General features: G+C 35.7%; 13 protein-coding genes. 6 read left to right on the plus strand and 7 right to left on the minus strand.

What is annotated here, in order from left to right:
* Positions 1-68 precede the first annotated feature (68 nt).
* Positions 69-1913 carry a DNA ligase D gene (locus tag AC3EA5_RS09385; protein WP_488608087.1) on the minus strand — a complete coding sequence of 615 codons (1845 nt, stop codon included), beginning with the start codon at positions 1911-1913 and terminating at the stop codon, positions 69-71.
* A 112-nt stretch (positions 1914-2025) separates the two neighbouring features.
* Here AC3EA5_RS09385 and ku point away from each other — a divergent pair, with 112 nt between their 5' ends.
* Together ku and AC3EA5_RS09395 are read left to right on the plus strand one after the other, a co-directional pair.
* Positions 2026-2853, plus strand: a complete 828-nt coding sequence (gene ku / locus AC3EA5_RS09390; RefSeq protein WP_488608088.1) for a non-homologous end joining protein Ku — start codon at positions 2026-2028, stop codon at positions 2851-2853.
* Between the two features lie 75 nt (positions 2854-2928).
* Positions 2929-3144 (plus strand): small, acid-soluble spore protein tlp, encoded by a 216-nt coding sequence (locus AC3EA5_RS09395; protein ID WP_488608089.1) that lies wholly within the window; start codon positions 2929-2931, stop codon positions 3142-3144.
* Between the two features lie 61 nt (positions 3145-3205).
* Here the strand turns inward: AC3EA5_RS09395 and AC3EA5_RS09400 are convergent, their stop codons facing one another.
* Positions 3206-4126 (minus strand): patatin-like phospholipase family protein, encoded by a 921-nt coding sequence (locus AC3EA5_RS09400; protein ID WP_488608090.1) that lies wholly within the window; start codon positions 4124-4126, stop codon positions 3206-3208.
* Between the two features lie 153 nt (positions 4127-4279).
* On the opposite strand from AC3EA5_RS09400, the gene AC3EA5_RS09405 reads away from it, so the two are divergent.
* From AC3EA5_RS09405 to AC3EA5_RS09420, 4 genes are all read left to right on the plus strand, one after another.
* Entirely contained in the window at positions 4280-4576 is a 297-nt protein-coding gene (locus tag AC3EA5_RS09405) for a hypothetical protein (protein ID WP_488608091.1), read from the plus strand.
* A gap of 249 nt (positions 4577-4825) precedes the next feature.
* Entirely contained in the window at positions 4826-5746 is a 921-nt protein-coding gene (locus AC3EA5_RS09410) for an ABC transporter ATP-binding protein (RefSeq protein ID WP_488608092.1), read from the plus strand.
* A 35-nt stretch (positions 5747-5781) separates the two neighbouring features.
* Complete coding sequence (locus AC3EA5_RS09415) at positions 5782-6927, plus strand: ABC transporter permease (RefSeq protein WP_488608093.1); 1146 nt, start codon at positions 5782-5784, stop codon at positions 6925-6927.
* A gap of 330 nt (positions 6928-7257) precedes the next feature.
* Positions 7258-7935, plus strand: coding sequence for a hypothetical protein (locus tag AC3EA5_RS09420; protein WP_488608094.1), 678 nt, complete (start codon positions 7258-7260; stop codon positions 7933-7935).
* 195 nt (positions 7936-8130) lie between these two features.
* Here AC3EA5_RS09420 and AC3EA5_RS09425 read toward each other — a convergent pair whose 3' ends face one another.
* The 5 genes from AC3EA5_RS09425 to AC3EA5_RS09445 all read right to left on the minus strand — a co-directional run bounded on the left by AC3EA5_RS09425 (position 8131) and on the right by AC3EA5_RS09445 (position 18628).
* The gene (locus AC3EA5_RS09425; RefSeq protein ID WP_488608095.1) at positions 8131-9423 is read right to left on the minus strand and encodes a TIGR02679 domain-containing protein; all 1293 of its coding nucleotides are present in this window, start codon (positions 9421-9423) and stop codon (positions 8131-8133) included.
* A 26-nt stretch (positions 9424-9449) separates the two neighbouring features.
* Complete coding sequence (locus tag AC3EA5_RS09430) at positions 9450-13688, minus strand: TIGR02680 family protein (RefSeq protein ID WP_488608096.1); 4239 nt, start codon at positions 13686-13688, stop codon at positions 9450-9452.
* Positions 13681-14862, minus strand: coding sequence for a TIGR02678 family protein (locus tag AC3EA5_RS09435; protein ID WP_488608212.1), 1182 nt, complete (start codon positions 14860-14862; stop codon positions 13681-13683). The genes AC3EA5_RS09430 and AC3EA5_RS09435 overlap by 8 nt, the downstream gene beginning before the upstream one ends.
* A complete protein-coding gene (locus AC3EA5_RS09440; protein WP_488608097.1) occupies positions 14862-16397 on the minus strand; it encodes a TIGR02677 family protein in 1536 nt (511 codons plus the stop codon). The genes AC3EA5_RS09435 and AC3EA5_RS09440 overlap by 1 nt, the downstream gene beginning before the upstream one ends.
* A gap of 836 nt (positions 16398-17233) precedes the next feature.
* Positions 17234-18628, minus strand: a complete 1395-nt coding sequence (locus AC3EA5_RS09445) for a SpoVR family protein (protein WP_488608098.1) — start codon at positions 18626-18628, stop codon at positions 17234-17236.
* Positions 18629-18639 lie beyond the last annotated feature (11 nt).

Consider the following 18639-nt stretch of genomic DNA (forward strand, 5'->3'; position numbering starts at 1 on the left):
CAACTTTTACTTAACTAGTTCGTCCTTATTATGGCAAACGCCTAGCTTTTCATACCTTAAATACTTACTTAACGTTCATGGAAAACTAATTCCTTCAGTTCTTTCAAAACCTTCTTAAAAGCCTGTCCATCGATATCATGTCGAAAATCCCGAAATGGATCTCCTTGTTTTGTAAGACGTTCCAATACTGCATGAAATGTAAACTGCTCAGGTCTCAAGTTTTCATTTACTTCATTCCATTTAAGAGGCGTTGCGATTAGCCCCTGTTCAGTGCCGCGAGGAGAGTATGGTGCAATAATGGTCTTTCCTTCTTTATGTTGAACATAATCTAAATATAGTTTGTTGTTGCGGTTTTTAATTAAGCGCTCTGTCGTAAACCATTGAGGCTCCTGTTCACATAAAAAGTTACATACAAACTTAGTAAAAACTCGCGTTTCTTCATACGTAAAAGCATTTACCGGCAAAGGGATGTACACTTGTAAGCCTTTTCTGCCAGAGGTCTTCACGTAAGATGTCAATCCGAATTGGTCAAATATCGCCTTCATTCTAACTGCCGCTTCGATCGCAAGATAAAACTCCTTAACAGATGGTGGATCCAAATCAAATACAATTTCAAGAGGTTTATTCGTCAAATAGGTTTGAAAAGGGATGTGAAATTCAAGTGCATGTTGATTACCGAGCCATAGCAATGATTCAACATTATTACATAATAGAAACCGTGTATCCTCCACTTCTTTGGTCATAATAAATTCAGGAACTGCTTCAGGCGCATTCTTTTGGTAAAAGCTCTCTTTGCCTGCACCGTGTGTAAATCGAATAACGGTAAGGAGACGATCACGAAGAAAAGGCAAAATCATAGGAGCTACTTTTTGTAAATAAAGCAGGTAATCATCTTTTTCTACACCAATCATGGGCCAAATCGGTTTATCGGGGTTTGTGATCTGAACCCTTTCAGGCAAAGGAAAAAGCTGACGTTGCATGTGACGCCATGTGCATTCTTCAGGATTCTTCTCGAAATTAAATGCATAAAATCTCGGCTCTCGAATGTGTTTTCCATCAAAATCAATCGTCGCAATATCCACACATATAGACGGCTCCAGTCGCCATGTACCCTTTTCAGACTCAATGCCATTCGACAGAAATAGGGTACTTAATATTTTCTTTTCATCTTCAGCCAGTCCATGTTTAAACGTCACCACTTCAACTAACTCTTCTTTATTGAATATGGAACCATGGAAAAAACCATTCCTTTGATCATATTTCGTTAAAATAACCGTTACGTATTTCCAGTTTTTTATTTTGAGCCATTGACCGGTTCGATTATCGCTCTCCCATTTACTCGATTTTCCCTTTGCAACGATGCCTTCCCCATGTCCTACTTGAACTTTATTCCATACTGTCTTTCTGTGTTTATAAACGTCAATAGCTTGAATTAATTTCGGATTTTCTCGTTCAACTGATAAAGGAAGTTTCATCGATTTAAAAAGATTTTGCAGCACTTTCTTTCTTGCTTCAATGGAGTAATTACTTTGACTCTCGCCTTTTATTTCCATCAAGTCAAACGCAATATAATGGCATGGAAATTCCTTTGATTGGTCGAGAATAACCGACTGATTTCGCATACGCCCTCTTAACTGAATGGTAGAAAATGTACTCTGTACATCATTCGCTAAATACACTAATTCTCCGTCCAGTTTCAATGGCAAATAGGGTTTGATTTTTTCGTATATCGTTTCACTGAAATGGATGATTTCAGGAAACATCTTATTCAAGACGTTCCCATTTCTACTTAACAAAATGGGTGTTTCATTTTCCCAATTTAATAAACAGCGAAAACCATCATATTTCACTTCATAGAGCCAGTTCTTTCCGACAGGAATTTCTGTTGCAGAAGACAAAAGCATAGGCTTCAATTTTCATCCCACTCTCGATTGTTTGTCCTAGCTTTTGATGTTCTTTCCAATCTGATACATAAATAACCCCAAAACATTGCATAGTAAGGAAAAGAAAGTGTAGGTGAAACATATGCATACCGTTTGGAAAGGGAGCATCAGTTTTGGACTGGTTAATATTCCTGTGAAGCTTCATACTGCAACCGAGAACAAAGATATTAAATTACGCCAACTTCATAAAGAGTGTCATGCTCCTATCAATTATCAAAAAGTTTGTTCTGGCTGCAGCGAAGAAGTCAAAAGTGAAGATATCGTAAAAGCATATGAGTATGCCAAAAATAAATTTGTCGTATTGGACGATGAAGAACTGGAAAGATTGAAAAAGGAAAACGAAGACAAAGCCGTTGAGATTATCGATTTTGTAAAACTAGAAGAAATCGATCCCATCTTTTTTGAACGAAGCTATTTCATGGCGCCTGATAGTGGCGGTGCAAAGGCATATTCCCTTTTACGAAAAGCTCTAATGGAGTCAGGAAAAATTGGAGTAGCCAAGATTATGATTCGTTCTAAAGAACAACTGGCAGTAGTGCGTGTTTACAATGAAACCTTATTAATGGAAACGATTCATTTTCCAGATGAAGTTCGTAACTTTAAGGATGTCCCAAACATTCCTGAAGAACAAGTGGTGGTTAAAAAAGAGTTAGATACTGCACTCATGTTAGTGGATCAATTAACGACTACCTTTGACCCAGAGAAATATACGGATGATTACAGAACAGCATTAATGGAGTTAATCGAAGAGAAGAAATCGGGCAAATTCACGGTAACAACGACTGAAAAACAACCAACTGCGCCGTCAAACGTGACGGACTTGATGTCTGCACTTCAAGCTTCATTAGACCAAACGAAAAAGAAAAAACCAGCACCAAGAAAACGCACCGCAAAAGCAAAGACTTCTTAGTACTTTTACAAATAGAAGACAGGATTTTGGGAAAGCTATAAAAGTAAATCTTGATAAAAAAAAGGAGGAACCCTTATGCCAAGACCACTACCAAATGACTCAGCCGATAATGTAGAACGTTTGAATAACACCATTAACAATATGGAAGCTGCCGAAGAAGCCATGGCATTAGCAGATGGAAAAGAACGTGAACGGATTAAGGAAAAAAATGAACGACGTAAGGAAGCCATTTCAGGTTTGAATAGGGAAGTAGTCGCTGAAGAAAAATCTCGCATCAACGGCTATATCTAACATGCAAAAAGAGCTCTCAGTTATTCACTAATGAGAGCTCCTTTTAAATGGATAATACAGATTATCGATACATGGAGTGGACGTTTGTTTGAATATTAAGTGGTGACCAGTTTTTCAAGAAATTAATGGTCGTTTTTCTTCCCTGTTCCATAAGTGCTATTTTTGTGTCACTACTCAAATCAAAATCCGTCGTTTTTGTATCTTCTACAGGAATAAATATGATGTTTTTCTCATGTTTTCGCGAAATATATTTTGAATCATGTGCGCTTTGCATCGTTGAAAAAAGTGCTTCAAATAGATTTAGGCTATTGTTAACAATATGAACTGGCGTCTCGTTATGTCCCCGACTAATTTTCAATCCAATCACTGGACGTTGTTTTCTCCCATTTGGTTCATCAAATAACCAAATAGGAAAGTTACTTAAAACACCACCATCCACAATTAATGACTCGGCAGAATCCAAATTCAATTTCACAGGCTCAAAGAAAAATGGAATGCCACAACTCATACGTATAGCACGAGCAATCGGAAAGGTTTTAGCTGATATGCCATAACGCTCTAAATCATCTGGTAGAACCAACATCTTGCCATTCGTAATATCAGAAGCAATTAGTTTTAATGACCCTTCAGGTAAATCCCCAAATGAATGAATCCCCTTTGCTGCTAACTTTTCAGCAAGCCAATCTTCAAGTGCATTGCCCTGATATAAACCCATTCGCCAATAAAGAAAAAACCATTTCATAAAGGGAAAAGGCAGAAAGGTGTTTCGAGGATCCATAAAAATTTTAAAATCTTGTTCGTCCAACAACCTTTCAATTTCTTTTCCGGAATATCCAGCGGCAATAAATCCGGCAAGAATCGCTCCTGCACTGGTACCAGCAAGACGATGAAATTGGAATCCTTTTTCCTCTAACACTTGATATGCCCCGATTAATGCAAAATCCTTTATTCCACCTCCTGAAAACACACCATCAATTAACATATAAAAACGCTCCTTTTTTCATCTCTTCTTACACTGTAAGAATGAATAAGAGAAATTAGAACGTCGAACAAGCTTGAATAGCTTCAAACTTTTAATGAATAATAACCATCTTTCACGTCTACAATAATGTTATCAACATAAAGGGGTTTAGAGATGTTATTATTCAAATATTTTAAGGACGACACGGGTGAATACTTAGCAATTCGTGATGAATATGTTTACTATGTCTGTATCCCTTCTTCTGACGAAACTGCACATATTGTGACATTATTCGATTTTGCTGAGGGTAAAATCAAAGCTCATTATCATAAAAATAAAGAGGAAATTCATCAAATGAAAATGTATTTACCAGAAGATCCTCTTTTACTCGAACGTATTCAAGCGGTAAAAAATTATCAAAAGATTTATGCAATCAGTCATGAAGAGTTCATTGATTCTTATACAGGTTGAGGATTATTTAAGGGGCTAACGTCTATGTTAGCCCCTTTTCTATGTCGTTTATTGACAATAAAAAAATTCTTTCAAATTATTTCCCGAGAAATAATGACAACATTCAACAATAAATCTGATGGAATTTATCTAGAATTTTCCAATGTGTAATGATAGGCTAATAGTAAGATCACATAGGTATTAATCATTACTTAAGTCTCTACATATATTGAAAAGGCTTTGTACATTGTTTTTAGGGAAGGTGAGTCAATGGATCATGTATTGGACGTTCAACATTTAACAAAAGCTTATGGAAAAAAGACGGCTTTAGTGGATATTTCATTCAAAGTCAAAGCTGGATCCTGCTTCGGGTTGCTAGGACCGAACGGCGCAGGAAAATCGACAACAATGAAAATTCTTACCGGAATTGTGGAACCAGACACGGGGCAAGTCCTCATACAAGGAATCGATGCGAAGAAGAATCCACTTTTGGTTAAAAAAACAATTGGCTATGTCCCGCAATCCATTACGTTATATGAAGATTTAAGTGCTTTTGACAATCTTGTGTTCTTTGGGCAGATGTACGGTGTAAAAGGACATACACTTCAAGAACGAATCACCAAAGTATTAATACAAACGGGTCTGTTAGAACGCGCTAAGGATAAGGTTAAAGAATATTCCGGTGGGATGAAAAGAAGAATCAATATTGCCGCAGCACTCTTACATAATCCTCAAATATTAATTCTCGATGAACCGACTGTCGGTATCGATCCTCAATCGAGAAATCATATTTTCGATATGATTCAAGCATTAAAAGAAAATGGTGTAACAATCGTTTACTCCACTCACTATATGGAAGAGGTCGAAACGCTTTGTGATGAAATTGCCATTATCGATAATGGACAAATTATTACGCAAGGAAATTTGAAAGAATTAAAAGAACGATATAGCGACAAAGTGATTTACATTGAAACGACTCAAATTGAAAAACTAAGACGCATCCCTAACATTTCTAAAATTACGGCAAAGAACGATGGTTGGATTATTGAATCGGAACATCCTGTGACTTTGCTTCAAGAAATACTAAAAGCATCTGTGGAACATGGCTTTGAAATTTTGGCATTAGAAATGGTTCAACCTACTTTAGAAAGCGTCTTTCTATCGTTAACTGGTACAAGTTTAAGAGATTAGCAGACTAGGAAGCATGCGTATTGGAGGCGAAAACCATGTTGAAAAGTATTATCATAAAAGAACTTAAAATCATTGTCAGAGAAAAAGGAAACTTCTTCTTTCTTATTGGCATGCCGATCATGTTCATTGTTCTTTTCGGTTCAATTTTCGGGAATACGGATACCAAATTCACCATCCCATATATTGACCATGATCAATCAGAAACCTCAAAAGCATTTCTTGAACAATTAGAAGGAATCAGTGCCTTAGAGTTAGAAAAAGTTGATAGAAACGAACAAGAACAAGTTGAACAAATAAAATCCGGAAAAATATCTACCCTTCTCGTCATTCCTGAGAATTTTGAGAAAGAGTTAACTTCCAGCAGCTCACAAGCAGGTATAAAATTCTATCGGGATCCGGCAGAAGCACAGACAATTTCACCCATTGAAGCCATTCTAGAAAATATAGCAATTGGCTACCGTGAACAAAAATTAGCTGGTGCACTTGCAAGTACAGGTCTGAATGAAGCAGAGGTCGAAAACATTTTGACCGCGCCTATACAGATCGAACAAATCAATACCAGCACAAAACAAGTTGATGCCATTTCACAATATGTTCCAGGGTATACGGTCATGTTTGTGTTCTTCATCATGATTACGATGGTCCGTCGCTTTTTCCAAGAGAGCGAATCAGGCATGGTTGCACGTATGCAAAGTACACCTTTAAAACCGATAACTTATTTAGTCGGTATGTGGATTCCAGCTATGCTAAGTGTTATTATTCAATGTTCAGTTCTCCTTGGTTTTGGACACTTTGTATATGGATTGAACTTGGGCAATCTTTTCGCTATCAGTACAATTGTCATTTGCTTAGCAGTTTGCGGAACTGGCTTAGGATTAGCTATGGCCGTTAACGTGAAAGGCGAAAACCAAGGGCTTGCGCTAACACAGGTATTTTCTTTAGGCGGTGCAGTGTTGGCTGGACTGTGGTTTCCCTTTGAAATGCTTCCTTCATTCGCAAGAGCAATTGGTATTTTTACGCCACAATACTGGGCACAGACCGGTTTACAAAATATCATGGTGCGAGGAGCAAATGTAAGTGATATTTGGCAAGGTCTACTCGTGTTATTAGGCTATGGGGCGTTTGGAATTTTAATTGCATTAGTAAGGTTCAAATATTTCATTAAGACAGCGATTAGTTAAATTGACTTTTCTAAAAAACCGTCACCTTTTTTAGGATGACGGTTTTTTTATTGGACAAATTGTTTGATTCGGGTGAGCTTTCACTTTCGATCGACACTCTTGCTCATTCAAACGACTATCTTGCTCTTTCATCTCGGAACCTTACACTCAAATCAGCATCCTATGAGCGTTTACCCAGCTGTTTCCAATTCCGTGTCCCTTTCCATGAAGAAGATCGATAAACTGTTTAACTAACTAGCCTTAATATTGGTAACAAATGGAATGTAAAATTAAACCGTTTTAGGACAAGATAATTTATTGTAGAAACAAATTAAAAGGGGTGCTAACAATATGGCGTTGGAATGGTTTAACAGAGTAACTGGAGAACTTCAAGAACAGCTTGAATCCATTTGTGAAGAGTACGATCAAATTGGTCATATGACAATTGATCAAAGCACAAAACATCCACGTATCGAATTTTTTGTGGATACGCTAAATGGAGAGAGAGAATACTTCTGCACCCTTTTGTTCGATCCTCATAATGAAGAATTCTATCTTGAAAGCTTTGATGTAGAATTTGAACAACCTGCAAGAGTTATTCTTGCTGATATTGAGGATGTTATCGACGCTGTTCATGAAAGCTTTCATGCCTTTTTAAACGGAGAACACGAAATGTATTATGTAGATGAAAATGGTGATGAAGATGACGAAGATGATGATGATTCCTACGAAATTACTGAAATTGAAGATGAAATAAATGAGGTTAGTGTTTCAGGAATCGAATGGGAAACACCAGAAGTCACTGCCTTTTATATTGAAGATGAAGTGGAAACAACCTATCAATTTGGGGTAGTCAGTGCTACAGGTGAAGGCGTATTGCGCAGAGTAAATCGACTTTGGACTGATGAAGAAATCTTCAAAGATGAAAGTCAATTCACCTTCGCAAAAGAAGAAGCGAGCACCATTATCGCAATGATCGCGAGTCATATGGACGATTTGCCTGGTTTTGAAGATATGATTATTCAGTAAACGAAACAGTAGGTATTGGATGGATGTCACCAATACCTACTGATTATTATATGGCATCAATATGCGATATTCACTGAATGCTTTTCACTTACAGCTTCACTCCCAAATTCGTTTCTATTTGCAAAATTCATGATATATAACTTCCATTCTTACCTAAGTTTTCTTGAGAAGATGGGTTTATCTCTAAAAAGTACTTTATAATTCAATTGAATCTAAATATTGCTCGATATCCAAAACGTACTTTGATATAAGGGGTTCTTGATAACCTGCAACCATCTTTTCCTTCATAAGTTTAATTACGGATTGGAAACGAGGCTCGTCTATATACTCTAATCTTTTTAAAGACTCTCCACTTATTTCTACTTGTGAATTCGACTTTAAGTAATCGTCAGGCCCCATTCTCCAAAAATGCACATTTTCTTTGTATTTTTTCTTCAAGTACGAGGCAATCTTAATTCCACTTACATCAATATCGCCAGAGTAAAATATTTTAGTATCACTTTTAACTAATTTATCCAATAAAAGAAGTCCAGACAACTTGAAGTTGCCGTGGGTACAAACAATCGGTACTAATTTATTCCCTAAAATATCAATTATACTAGAATATACACCACTGTTTTCAACTACAAACACAACATTACCGTTACTAGGTTCAACCCTATCTATTTTTTTAATGGACCGTAATGGGATATTTTGAACCGTTTTTTCCTTATTAGCCCAATACCATTGTTTCAATTGTTCATTATTTTGATAGGCTTCTAAACCGTAACACGTAACAAAACTATGCAAATCATCTTTAGCCAAGCCAAACATCGTAAGAAGTTCCGCTTTTTCTTCTGCATTAATATCGCCTCTACATGGTCGTTTTTCATGCTCTGAAAGCAGCATTTCGAGCGTCTGAGTCAATTTATTCGTCTTATCGAAATAATGTGGATTTCCTGTAATCCGTTCTGCAAAGACAGGAATCTTTTCAAAATCCCCTTCTGCCGGTAGATTTGATATCGCTTTCAGCAAATTTTCGATGCCCTCTTTATCATTATTGTTATAAGATGTTAGAAATCCATTTACTCCTTTCGCCTTTCCTATCACTTTATTAATGATAATTTGTGCATTTTTATGAGGAAATGATTGCAACAGACCCTCGAAGTAATTCCTTCTTAGTTGTTCTTCTTGTTCTTTTCTCTCTCTCTTTAAAATAATTGGCTGATTAGTTACAATTTCTACTAACTCCCACAAAGTTAATTTCTCAAATTTACTACCTTCCAAACGTTTTTCAAACTTCTTAAGAGAGATAGATACTGTTTTTTCTTTGAATTCTTGACCAAACCAATTTTCTATTGCTCTACGTTCATCCTCTTTCATCGCAACAAACACCGAACCGCCAACTTTTCCTAACACTTCTATCTTTTTTTTAAAAGAGGAAAACAGGCTTTTGAATTCCTGTCTTCCAAAGTATTCCTTTGCTTGGAGCTCAATTTTTTCTTCCATTTACAGCACCTCAAATAATTATTCGGCTACTTGCTTTTTTCGAAGTCAAATTCAAAAGCATCTTGAACTGGTTCTCCTTCATACGAGCCGTCATCGTTTGCATATAAGCCACTCTTTTTCAACATATCTTCGTTTATCATCAACTTTTCGCCATTCCATCTCCACGGCTCAGAGAAAACGAAACGAGCCACTTTATCAAAGCTCAATTCGTAGATGTTGATTCCAGGTACGGTTTCATAATCCCCCCATAAAGCTTGCGAAGTAAGAATATAATCGAACCCGTATCGTTCCATGAATCCAAACATTTCTGAGATATTGTTTTCGTCTACCCCAGCATATGCTTCATCAAGCGCCACCAAATACGGCGCATCATCACCTGCTGCACTATATTTGGAGTAAGCTGCCGAGAACAATGGAATGTAAATAGCCATCGCTTTTTCCCCACCGCTTAATTTAGGCAAGTTATCTTCATTTAAGGTCTTCTCTTTTTCTCCTGGCAATTCATACATAATCTTGAATTGATACCAGTCGCGATAATCCAACACTTCTTTCAATGCTTGTTCTAAATTCTCAGCTTCGCTTTTTTTATTGTTCTTATTGTTCAAGTTTTCTTTTGCGGTATTGATTTTTGTCATGAAGTGATTACTTAAGGCTTCAATATCCGAATCTTTTAATGTGTCGTAATCCCGTCCCAGTAATTCGACTAATTTAGTCGTAGATAAAGAAACTTCTCCACCCATATCTTCTTTCGTAATCGGCGACCAAATTAAACGCAAACTAATCGAATTGTTCATTTCTCTCATGTAACGATTAATATCGTTTTTCCAATTTTCTGCTTTTACGATTAGGTGTCTAATTTTCTCTCCTATCCCTTGAATCATCACATTTTTAATTAAAGCTTCTTCATCCTCTTTCAAATACAACTTTTGGTCAATTAATTGACTTTCTAAAAGGTCGTGAAAATCTTGAGGATTCATTTTTGACCCTTTTACGAATAGAACAATATTTACGCGTTTCCTTTCATCCCTTAAAATCGAAACAACATCTTTTTTATCTTCATTCACTTGCAAGTTGATATCGTATGTTCCAGAAACTGATTCATGACTCGTTAACGAGTAATCTTCCAGACCTTTAGAGCGAACATTATAAACAGATTCTTGCATTTTTTGTATGGCTGCTGAAATATTAGCGTGTTCGTCCTGCTTCTTTAGCGCAAGGCTATACATATCTGTTACTGTTTCGAACTCACTCGTACGCACTGCATTTTCAAAAACTTCTTTCCTTGCGACTTGAAGCTCATTCGCAAATGCAAGTTCTCGCTGGCTTCTCTCGATTTCACTTTCTAAATTTTTAATGTTATTTTGATGATTTGTTCTCTCCTCAATCCTTAAAGGTATGTCTTTCTCAATTTCAGCCAGCCTTTGTCGTATTTCAGCAATTTCTTCCTCGGCTTTATCTATACCAAGCGTTTTCAATCTACCTTCGATGTTTTCAATTTGTTTTTGAATGGTTTTGATTTCACGTTTCAAACCATCAATTTCACTGTTTACTTCATCATTTATCGCTTCTAAATTTTCTAATCGGACTTTCGAACCTTCTTGTTCCACTTTTTTTGTTTCAAATGTGTGAAATCCGCTCGCCAATGCTTGAATAGCGTCTCGATGCTCTCCATCAGCCACTTCCATAATATTTGCGATGGTTTCTCTATCTTTTTGTCCACTCAAAAAACCACTTTGGATAATTCTTTCATTCCTACTTATTGCATAACTATCGGATAATTCTTGATGGATATTTTTTAATTTACCATTGATTTCTTCAAAATTATTTAAAACATTTTCCATCTGTTTCTTTTGGTCATGTGAATTTTCAACATTATTCAAAACAGGACGTTCCTCGTATTCTTTTTCTAGCATCTCTTTTCTTTGGCGGGTTTTTGTATCTTTCTTTTTCAATTCTTTAATGTTCTCTTCTAATTCACTGATTTGTTGACTCACTTCTGCAATTTTTTCTTCCCTGTTCCTCCGCCTAGCTTCTTTCCCAATAAAAGATGCCTTCGGTTGCTTTATTGCTTTTCCTTGTATAATGCCGTTGCGATATTTTCCATCCATTGTTATCGAAGAATTTTTTTCTAGCGAACCCACAACGATACTTTGAAGAATTTCTTTAATATCACTTTCTGACACATCTACTTGCGGTATTACAACCGTTAAATAACATTCCAATGTTTCTTCTTCGTTTTCTACTTTTATCACTTTAGGAAGCAAAACCGCATCATTTTCTAGCACTTTGTTGTAGTGCCTTTTAGGAACAATTAGTGCATCTAACACACCCATATCATAAAGCGATGATTCGATTCTCTCTTTTTCTTCTTCTGACAGACCATCTACGAATTCAACCACTTCGTAAAATGGGATACAAGGAATATTTTCTTCCTTAAGTAATTTACGTTGGTTTTTGGTTTCTGTTCTTCGTCTTCCAGGCTCGATTTCTGTAACATTTTCAAGCCTTTTCTTTTCTATTTCCAGTTCATTCAGTTCATCAGATAACTTTTTCATATTAGCTTTATTGTCATAATACTTTTCGTTAATAGAACCCAACAACGCATCTTTTAAATTGGATAGTTCCCTTTCATATGCACTCGGAACCATGTTCGAAAAGTCATATAAATTTTCAACGATGTTCATTAATTCCCCAATTTTATCTTGAACAATGTAAAATTCTTCGTTTTCCTGTATCCATTTGCGAAACTCAATCTTGTAATTTTCTTTTTCTTTTTCCATTGCCTTTATGGAAGTTTTAAGTGCTTTTCTCGCTTCTTCAATTTTGGTTTCATTCTCTCTCATTTCTTCCTTTTTGCTTTCGGCCAAATCTTTCAATCGTTTTTCTTCGTCAAACAACTTTAATACACTTTTTAATTTGGCAATATGGTCTTTTAATCGCATCGTCCAAGATGTAAAGTAACCTTTATCTTTCCGGAAATGAACCAAATTATCTTTTGCAGCTGAAATGTACGTATCTTTTTCTTGAAATTGAATTTCTTCTGCGACAAGTTCAATGTCTGCAATCTCATTCTTTAATTTTCTTTCAATTTCATAACAAGCATCTTCAAATGATTTCAATTGCTTTTTCAGTTGCATCATTTCTGATTCATTGGCATCGCGTTGTTCGGTTTTCTTCTTCAACTCTCCTTCTTTTTTCAAAAAGTCCTTTTCTTTTCTCTCTTTATCGTTGTTTAATGTACGCAACTCAGGGGTTTCTAATAAATCTAACTTACTCTGTTTAGTCCCTTTTTCAATTTCCAAGTCTTCTATTTCATCTTTTACTTTCTTGTACTCGACTATCTCGGAAACCAAAGCATTTTCTTTTTTGGATAGATTTGTACCAATTCGTTTTTGGTTTTTCGTTGCTTCAACAAAACGATAAGCTGATTGGTTAAACACTTCATCACGGTATTTTTTAAATTCATGCGCCAATTCTTTTGCCAATACTAAATCTTTTTCCGTATTTTCAATTTTTCGATTACGGTCATCGATATCTTTAATGGTGTTCGAAATCATGGAGTAGTCACTTGACGGTAGTTCAGGCAACGCATTTTTTAATGCATTATATAAAATCGTTGGTTTCATTTCTTTTGATAGCTTCGGCGAACGAATTTGAATCAATAAATCCGTTAACTCTTTAAATAAATCGACATTTTCAAATTTGTACACATGTTTATTCACTTCTTCAGCATAATCACTTTGTGTATCCACATAAACGGCGTTGTTTTTTTCTTTAATAATTCTTTTTAATTCTATCTTCGATAAAGGCGTAAACTCTTCCAAACCATCTTTGTTGAATCCGCTGCTTTTAGTCAAAGGAAAGTCTTCTCCAATTCTTTCCCCTTTTAAAATGAAGCCCCAAAAATCAACAGTAGAGTCATCTGTCGGCTTCAATCCGATACCCGTTGTAACCAACTCTTTCGATATTTCCCTTTCATATGTTAAATACAAATAACCAACTTTGTTTGTATCCACGACATCATTTACTTTAAAATAATCGATGATTTTTCTTTTATTTGAACCAAATGGGTCAATCCTTGAAGGTAGTTTGTTCCCATCTAATAAAAGCGGAACGATTGATTGCATCGACACCGATTTCCCTTGCCCATTTTCACCTCTAAATAGTATATTTCCTTTGTGAAAGTCATATTCTTCGTTCTCGTATACCCAAAAATTTATAAACCCCGTCTTGCTTGGCACCCATCGGTCTATTCGCTTATTCATTATTCAAGCCAACCTCCTTTTTCTGATTGTTGATATACTCTCTCAAATCTTCGTCATAATCACCTACGGTTCTAATAAATGGAGGATAAAAAACTATTTCCATTGTTATTTCATCGTAAGTGGCAAGTTTCCATTCCGTTACATAATGAATGATCATATCTTTGAATTTTGCGAACTCCATTTCTCTCATTTTTTGAGACCAGGCGATTGAAAAATTATCGATTGTTTCTTTTAACAAAGCTTCAAACTCATGATTTCTGTATGGCAATAATCCCTGTGGCTTTTCATCCATTTGTTCGATTCTTTTTGTTAATGCTTTAGCGACCTGTGCAACGATATACGATTCATGCTTAAAGCTAGGATGTTGTTCTAAACTCCTTTTTCGTTCGCTGTTTGTTAAATAATAGCAATGATAAGAACGTTCCATTTCAAAAGTCGTATATTTTTCAATGGTTACCTTTATTTCTTCATAATGCTCTTCGTTTGTTAAATATTTTTTCTCTTCGTCTGTTAGTTCATCGAAATGAACAACCGCTTCAAAGTACAACTTTCTAAAAAATGAATGCCTCGGATTGTCTAAGTCCAAACCATCGTGCAACAATTCGTCGATTCCGGTGAATTCAGAGATTGGCTTAGAAACATTGCGAAACATATAACGAATCAAAGATGTCGTTCGATACAGCACTTCTCCTTCTTCTGTTTTATCAAAATCTGAAATGTTTCCATCTAAAAGCTGAATTAACTTCATGTCTGATGCGTAAGTTAATGCACGTATGAAACTTTGTCTGTTGTGTTGAACCTTCCACTCGACATCGTAAATATCTATTAAGAAAAGCTTGGCTTCTTCAATAATTTCACTCAATAAAAAACCTTCATCGGCTGCTTTCGATTCTAAAATCGCCAGAATCGCCATCAAATACATATAGTCATGTTCATCTTTGAAAGATTGAATGCCCATCCAACTACGCGCAATGTAAGGCACCTTTTCTAATTTTACGGTTTCTGAATCTATTTTTAATTGATAGCCAAAATTGTAACTCATGAATTTTCGCAGCGTTTTTTCGTAATGAATAATTTCACGAAAGGCTTCGATGTTCGTACTTCTTTCCACAACGAAATTTTCTAAAAGCGCCTCAACAGCTATACCCAATCCTTCTTTCGTTGCTACTTCCATCACGACACCCCACCTTCAAATATAATTTCAATGTTTGGCCCCCTAAGAATGCCATCTTCACACTTGATTTCAATTTGTTTCCTTTCTTCTCGATAAAAAATTCTCATTCTAAGTCCAGTTTCAGTGCGATAAAGTTTCGTTTTATCTTGACCCCCAACACGCTGTTTCGTTGTTTTCTTAATCCATTTTAATATGGTTTTACGTTGGAAAGCGTCCAACACCCCCACTTCTTCCAAAATGATTTTTCCGTTTTTAATCAGTTTTTTGACACTTTCTTCTTCTTGTTTTCGTTGCTCTAATTTAGCCATAATTCTACGTTGTTGCTCAATTTTATTATTTTTAATCGTGGTTGCCCTTGTTTTGCCTTTTGGACCTCGGTTGCTCATATTTGGCGTTATAAAGTTTTCTGTATCCGTGACCCAAAACTCATTCGCATTTATATACTTGCCATCATGATTAATATCGATTTCGTCTTTGGCATACAAACTTCTTGAACGTGTCGCACCAACAGTTGCAACAAACAGTTGATTTGCTTCATTTAATGATTGACATGATTTAAACCATGACGCTAAGGTTCTGTAATCATCAATACGACTTTGCGAATTGCTAGTTGACTCTGATAGGCGATTTGCATAAGAAACTATCATCGCAATGGCTTCACTTGTTCTATCGCCTAATGTAACAATGTCACTGACATTTCCATCTCCACCTAAGAACCAAATTTTTAATTCTTTCCATTTGGTTATAAGTGAAATTCGTAACCTTTCAGGTGAATAGTTATCATAAAGAATAGAATTGGCTTTGTTTTCTTGAATCATCATTTCAATGTATTCTTCTATGTGAGAGTCTCTAATCTCTCCTATCACTTTGTTTAACTTGTGTTTTGTTTTATTCAATTCGGTGATATAAGAGCCCAAAAATTGAATAATGTTATCTTTGAATTCTAAAAACAATACCGTGTTAAAAAGATTGTCTTTTTCTGCTTTTTGAATGTGATACAAATAATTTGACGCATTTGTTCGTAATGTTTTATGTGTATCAAACACACCTGACCAAATTTCAACTGCCTTTTCACTTGAAGATAAGTAGCCAGGCACAGTATCCCTTAATAATTCAAGGTTTCGTAACAATAGGCTAAATTGACGACTTTTCATTCCGCCTATCAATTGTTCGTCAAGTTCATCCATCCGAATCAATAATTCCTCTACCTCAATACCTACATCAGTAATTTGGTAGGCATAACGCTTTCTCTTGAACTCTTCAATAGTTATTCCTTTTCGCTTTACTTTGTCAGAAGATATGTTTTCCCACGTTTCCAATTGACTCAACAATTCTTGCAAATGTAATTCCGTAAAACTATCTGTTATTGTTTCATTTTCTCTAAGCAAATGGTATATTTCATCTACCGTTACTGAGTGATGTTCAAGCCCCATATGTTTTTCGTATAAAAAACGCATAATTGGACGGTAGATATAAGAGTTTTTCTCTGAGACGTATTTAAACACATGAACGGAATCAAAATTATACTTTTTCATACACTTTCACCTCGATAGATTAAGGACTAATTCTTTTAAATTTTAATTCTTCTATTTTATCAATACCTCATTTTCGCAATTCACAAATTGCTCTTAGGTTTGCGATTGATTATGTGGAAGGAAGTGTATTGGATATAGCGTGCGTGGCAGTAACGGGGCTCAGGTTCTTTCAATAGCGAGGTCCAATCAATTAACAGAAATGGTTGCTGTGAATTCAGAAATGAAAGCAATAAAATACTCAAAACAAAGATATTCTCATCAGAAATTGACTTATCTTCTGGAAAATGCGTTAAATTCTCTTCTATTAGGCACATTCGATGGCATCTTTTCCCTTTAAAACGTTGGAACACTTAAAAGACGCAAAGCATTTTTAGATTCTTTGTATGAAATGTTGATTCCAAAACGGCCAATTAATTGAAAAAGTAAAAAACCCAATAAATAAAATCAGTAGAAACTTCCAAAAAGTTGGTTTCACTTCTTGCTTGGTATATAGAAAATTGGTTAACCACCCAATTACAATTCAAGCTAAAATCGTCGCAATCAATTCAATGATGTTTATACTCTCCAAGAAGTTCATTCCCCTTAATTTCTTTTTTCTATGTTAGAGTCAAATAGTAAAGAGATTAAACTCCTTTGATTCATTTCGACACCATCTAAATATTCACCTTCCAAAATTTTCATTTTAATAACAAAATGGATCTTAAATTTCCCAATGAAAAATTATAGAATCTATAATCAAAAGAAACGACCGAAACAAAATCTCGGCCGCTCTCGAATTGCTATACAGTTTCTAATACCATTTTCATCAAACCTATTTATCAACGTGACTACTTCAGTTATATAATTCTCCGACTCACCTTTTTCCCATCATACATATACACCATTGGTTTATTATCTAGAAAAGTCTCCATATAAACGGGTCTTCCCCATAATTGATAAATATACGGAAGCACATTTTCTAAATACTGTGGGTCTAGTTCAGTTCCTTCATAGCCATGTTTTAAATACAACTCTCCATTACGTGAATAATCGCCATCATCTACGACAATGTATGGAAAGCTTCCGTTCACACGCATGGAAACAAGACGGTCACGTACATGTTCATAATCTTTATCTGTCACGATATATTTTCCATCCTTTTTCTCGAACAAATAAAGATCCTCTTGCTTCACCAGATCTTTTGTTAAGTAGTTTCGAATGAAAGAAATATCGGATTCAATTTCTCGAACTTCAAACATTTTGTCTCTACCTGACTGCGGCTTAACCCCTAATCTCAACATTTCCTCAGAAGGTTCGTTGTATCTTCTTTCAATATCTTCATAAATTTTCAGCCCTAAGTAATAGGGATTGATACTTGTTTTGGAAGGCTGCACAACGTTTGCGTTTAACAGAGAAAATTCAATTGCCTCATCCGTCGTTAAATCCATTTCTCGTAATATTCGTTGATGCCAGAAAGTTGCCCAACCTTCATTCATGATTTTCGTCTCGATTTGTGGCCAAAAATAGAGCATTTCTTCTCGCATCATCGTTAAAATATCACGTTGCCACTCTTCAAGTTCAGTACTGTATTCTTGAATAAACAATAGAAGGTCTTTTTCTGGACTAAGCGGAAATTTCTTTCTCTTCTTTAAAATATTTTTATTGTCAGGTTCCTTATAATCAATTCCCCATAAATCGTCATAAGGCGTTTTCCGTACATTGATTTCGTCTTCTATATCAAGTTCTTCTTTGTGTTTATGTTTAATAATCGAAGGGTCTATATGTTCCTGGATGGCTAATGCAGCGTCTAAAAATCGTTCGACCTCTTCCTTCCCATGAATCAGTTCATAATTCATAATTCGTTCAGCCGTTGCTGTCATGCTCTCAACCATATCGCGTCTTGTATTAGAAAAGCGAACATTGTTTTTAAAGAAGTCACAGTGAGCAAGTACGTGAGCAATGATTAGTTTGTTTTGTGTCAAACTGTTCGTATGCAGCAAAAACGCATAACATGGATCCGAATTAATGACGAGTTCATATATTTGGCTCAATCCTAAATCATATTGAAGCTTCATCTTATGAAATTGCTTCCCGAAACTCCAATGAGAAAAACGTGTCGGCATCCCGTATGCACCGAATGTATAGACAATATCTGCTGGACAAATTTCATAGCGCATTGGATAAAAATCAAGGCCAAATCCCGAGGCAATTTCCGTAATTTCAGCAATCGCACGATGAAGCTCTTTATCCATCAACTTAATCC

This window comes from Paenisporosarcina sp., from assembly GCF_057785155.1.

Coding starts and splice junctions, on each gene's coding strand:
- AC3EA5_RS09445 (WP_488608098.1), bottom strand. CDS start 18,628: ATGGATAAAGAGCTTCATCGTGCGATTGCTGAAATTACGGAAATTGCC.
- AC3EA5_RS09395 (WP_488608089.1), top strand. CDS start 2,929: ATGCCAAGACCACTACCAAATGACTCAGCCGATAATGTAGAACGTTTG.
- AC3EA5_RS09435 (WP_488608212.1), bottom strand. CDS start 14,862: ATGGAAGTAGCAACGAAAGAAGGATTGGGTATAGCTGTTGAGGCGCTT.
- ku (WP_488608088.1), top strand. CDS start 2,026: ATGCATACCGTTTGGAAAGGGAGCATCAGTTTTGGACTGGTTAATATT.
- AC3EA5_RS09400 (WP_488608090.1), bottom strand. CDS start 4,126: ATGTTAATTGATGGTGTGTTTTCAGGAGGTGGAATAAAGGATTTTGCA.
- AC3EA5_RS09440 (WP_488608097.1), bottom strand. CDS start 16,397: ATGAAAAAGTATAATTTTGATTCCGTTCATGTGTTTAAATACGTCTCA.
- AC3EA5_RS09405 (WP_488608091.1), top strand. CDS start 4,280: ATGTTATTATTCAAATATTTTAAGGACGACACGGGTGAATACTTAGCA.
- AC3EA5_RS09430 (WP_488608096.1), bottom strand. CDS start 13,688: ATGAATAAGCGAATAGACCGATGGGTGCCAAGCAAGACGGGGTTTATA.
- AC3EA5_RS09415 (WP_488608093.1), top strand. CDS start 5,782: ATGTTGAAAAGTATTATCATAAAAGAACTTAAAATCATTGTCAGAGAA.
- AC3EA5_RS09425 (WP_488608095.1), bottom strand. CDS start 9,423: ATGGAAGAAAAAATTGAGCTCCAAGCAAAGGAATACTTTGGAAGACAG.
- AC3EA5_RS09410 (WP_488608092.1), top strand. CDS start 4,826: ATGGATCATGTATTGGACGTTCAACATTTAACAAAAGCTTATGGAAAA.
- AC3EA5_RS09420 (WP_488608094.1), top strand. CDS start 7,258: ATGGCGTTGGAATGGTTTAACAGAGTAACTGGAGAACTTCAAGAACAG.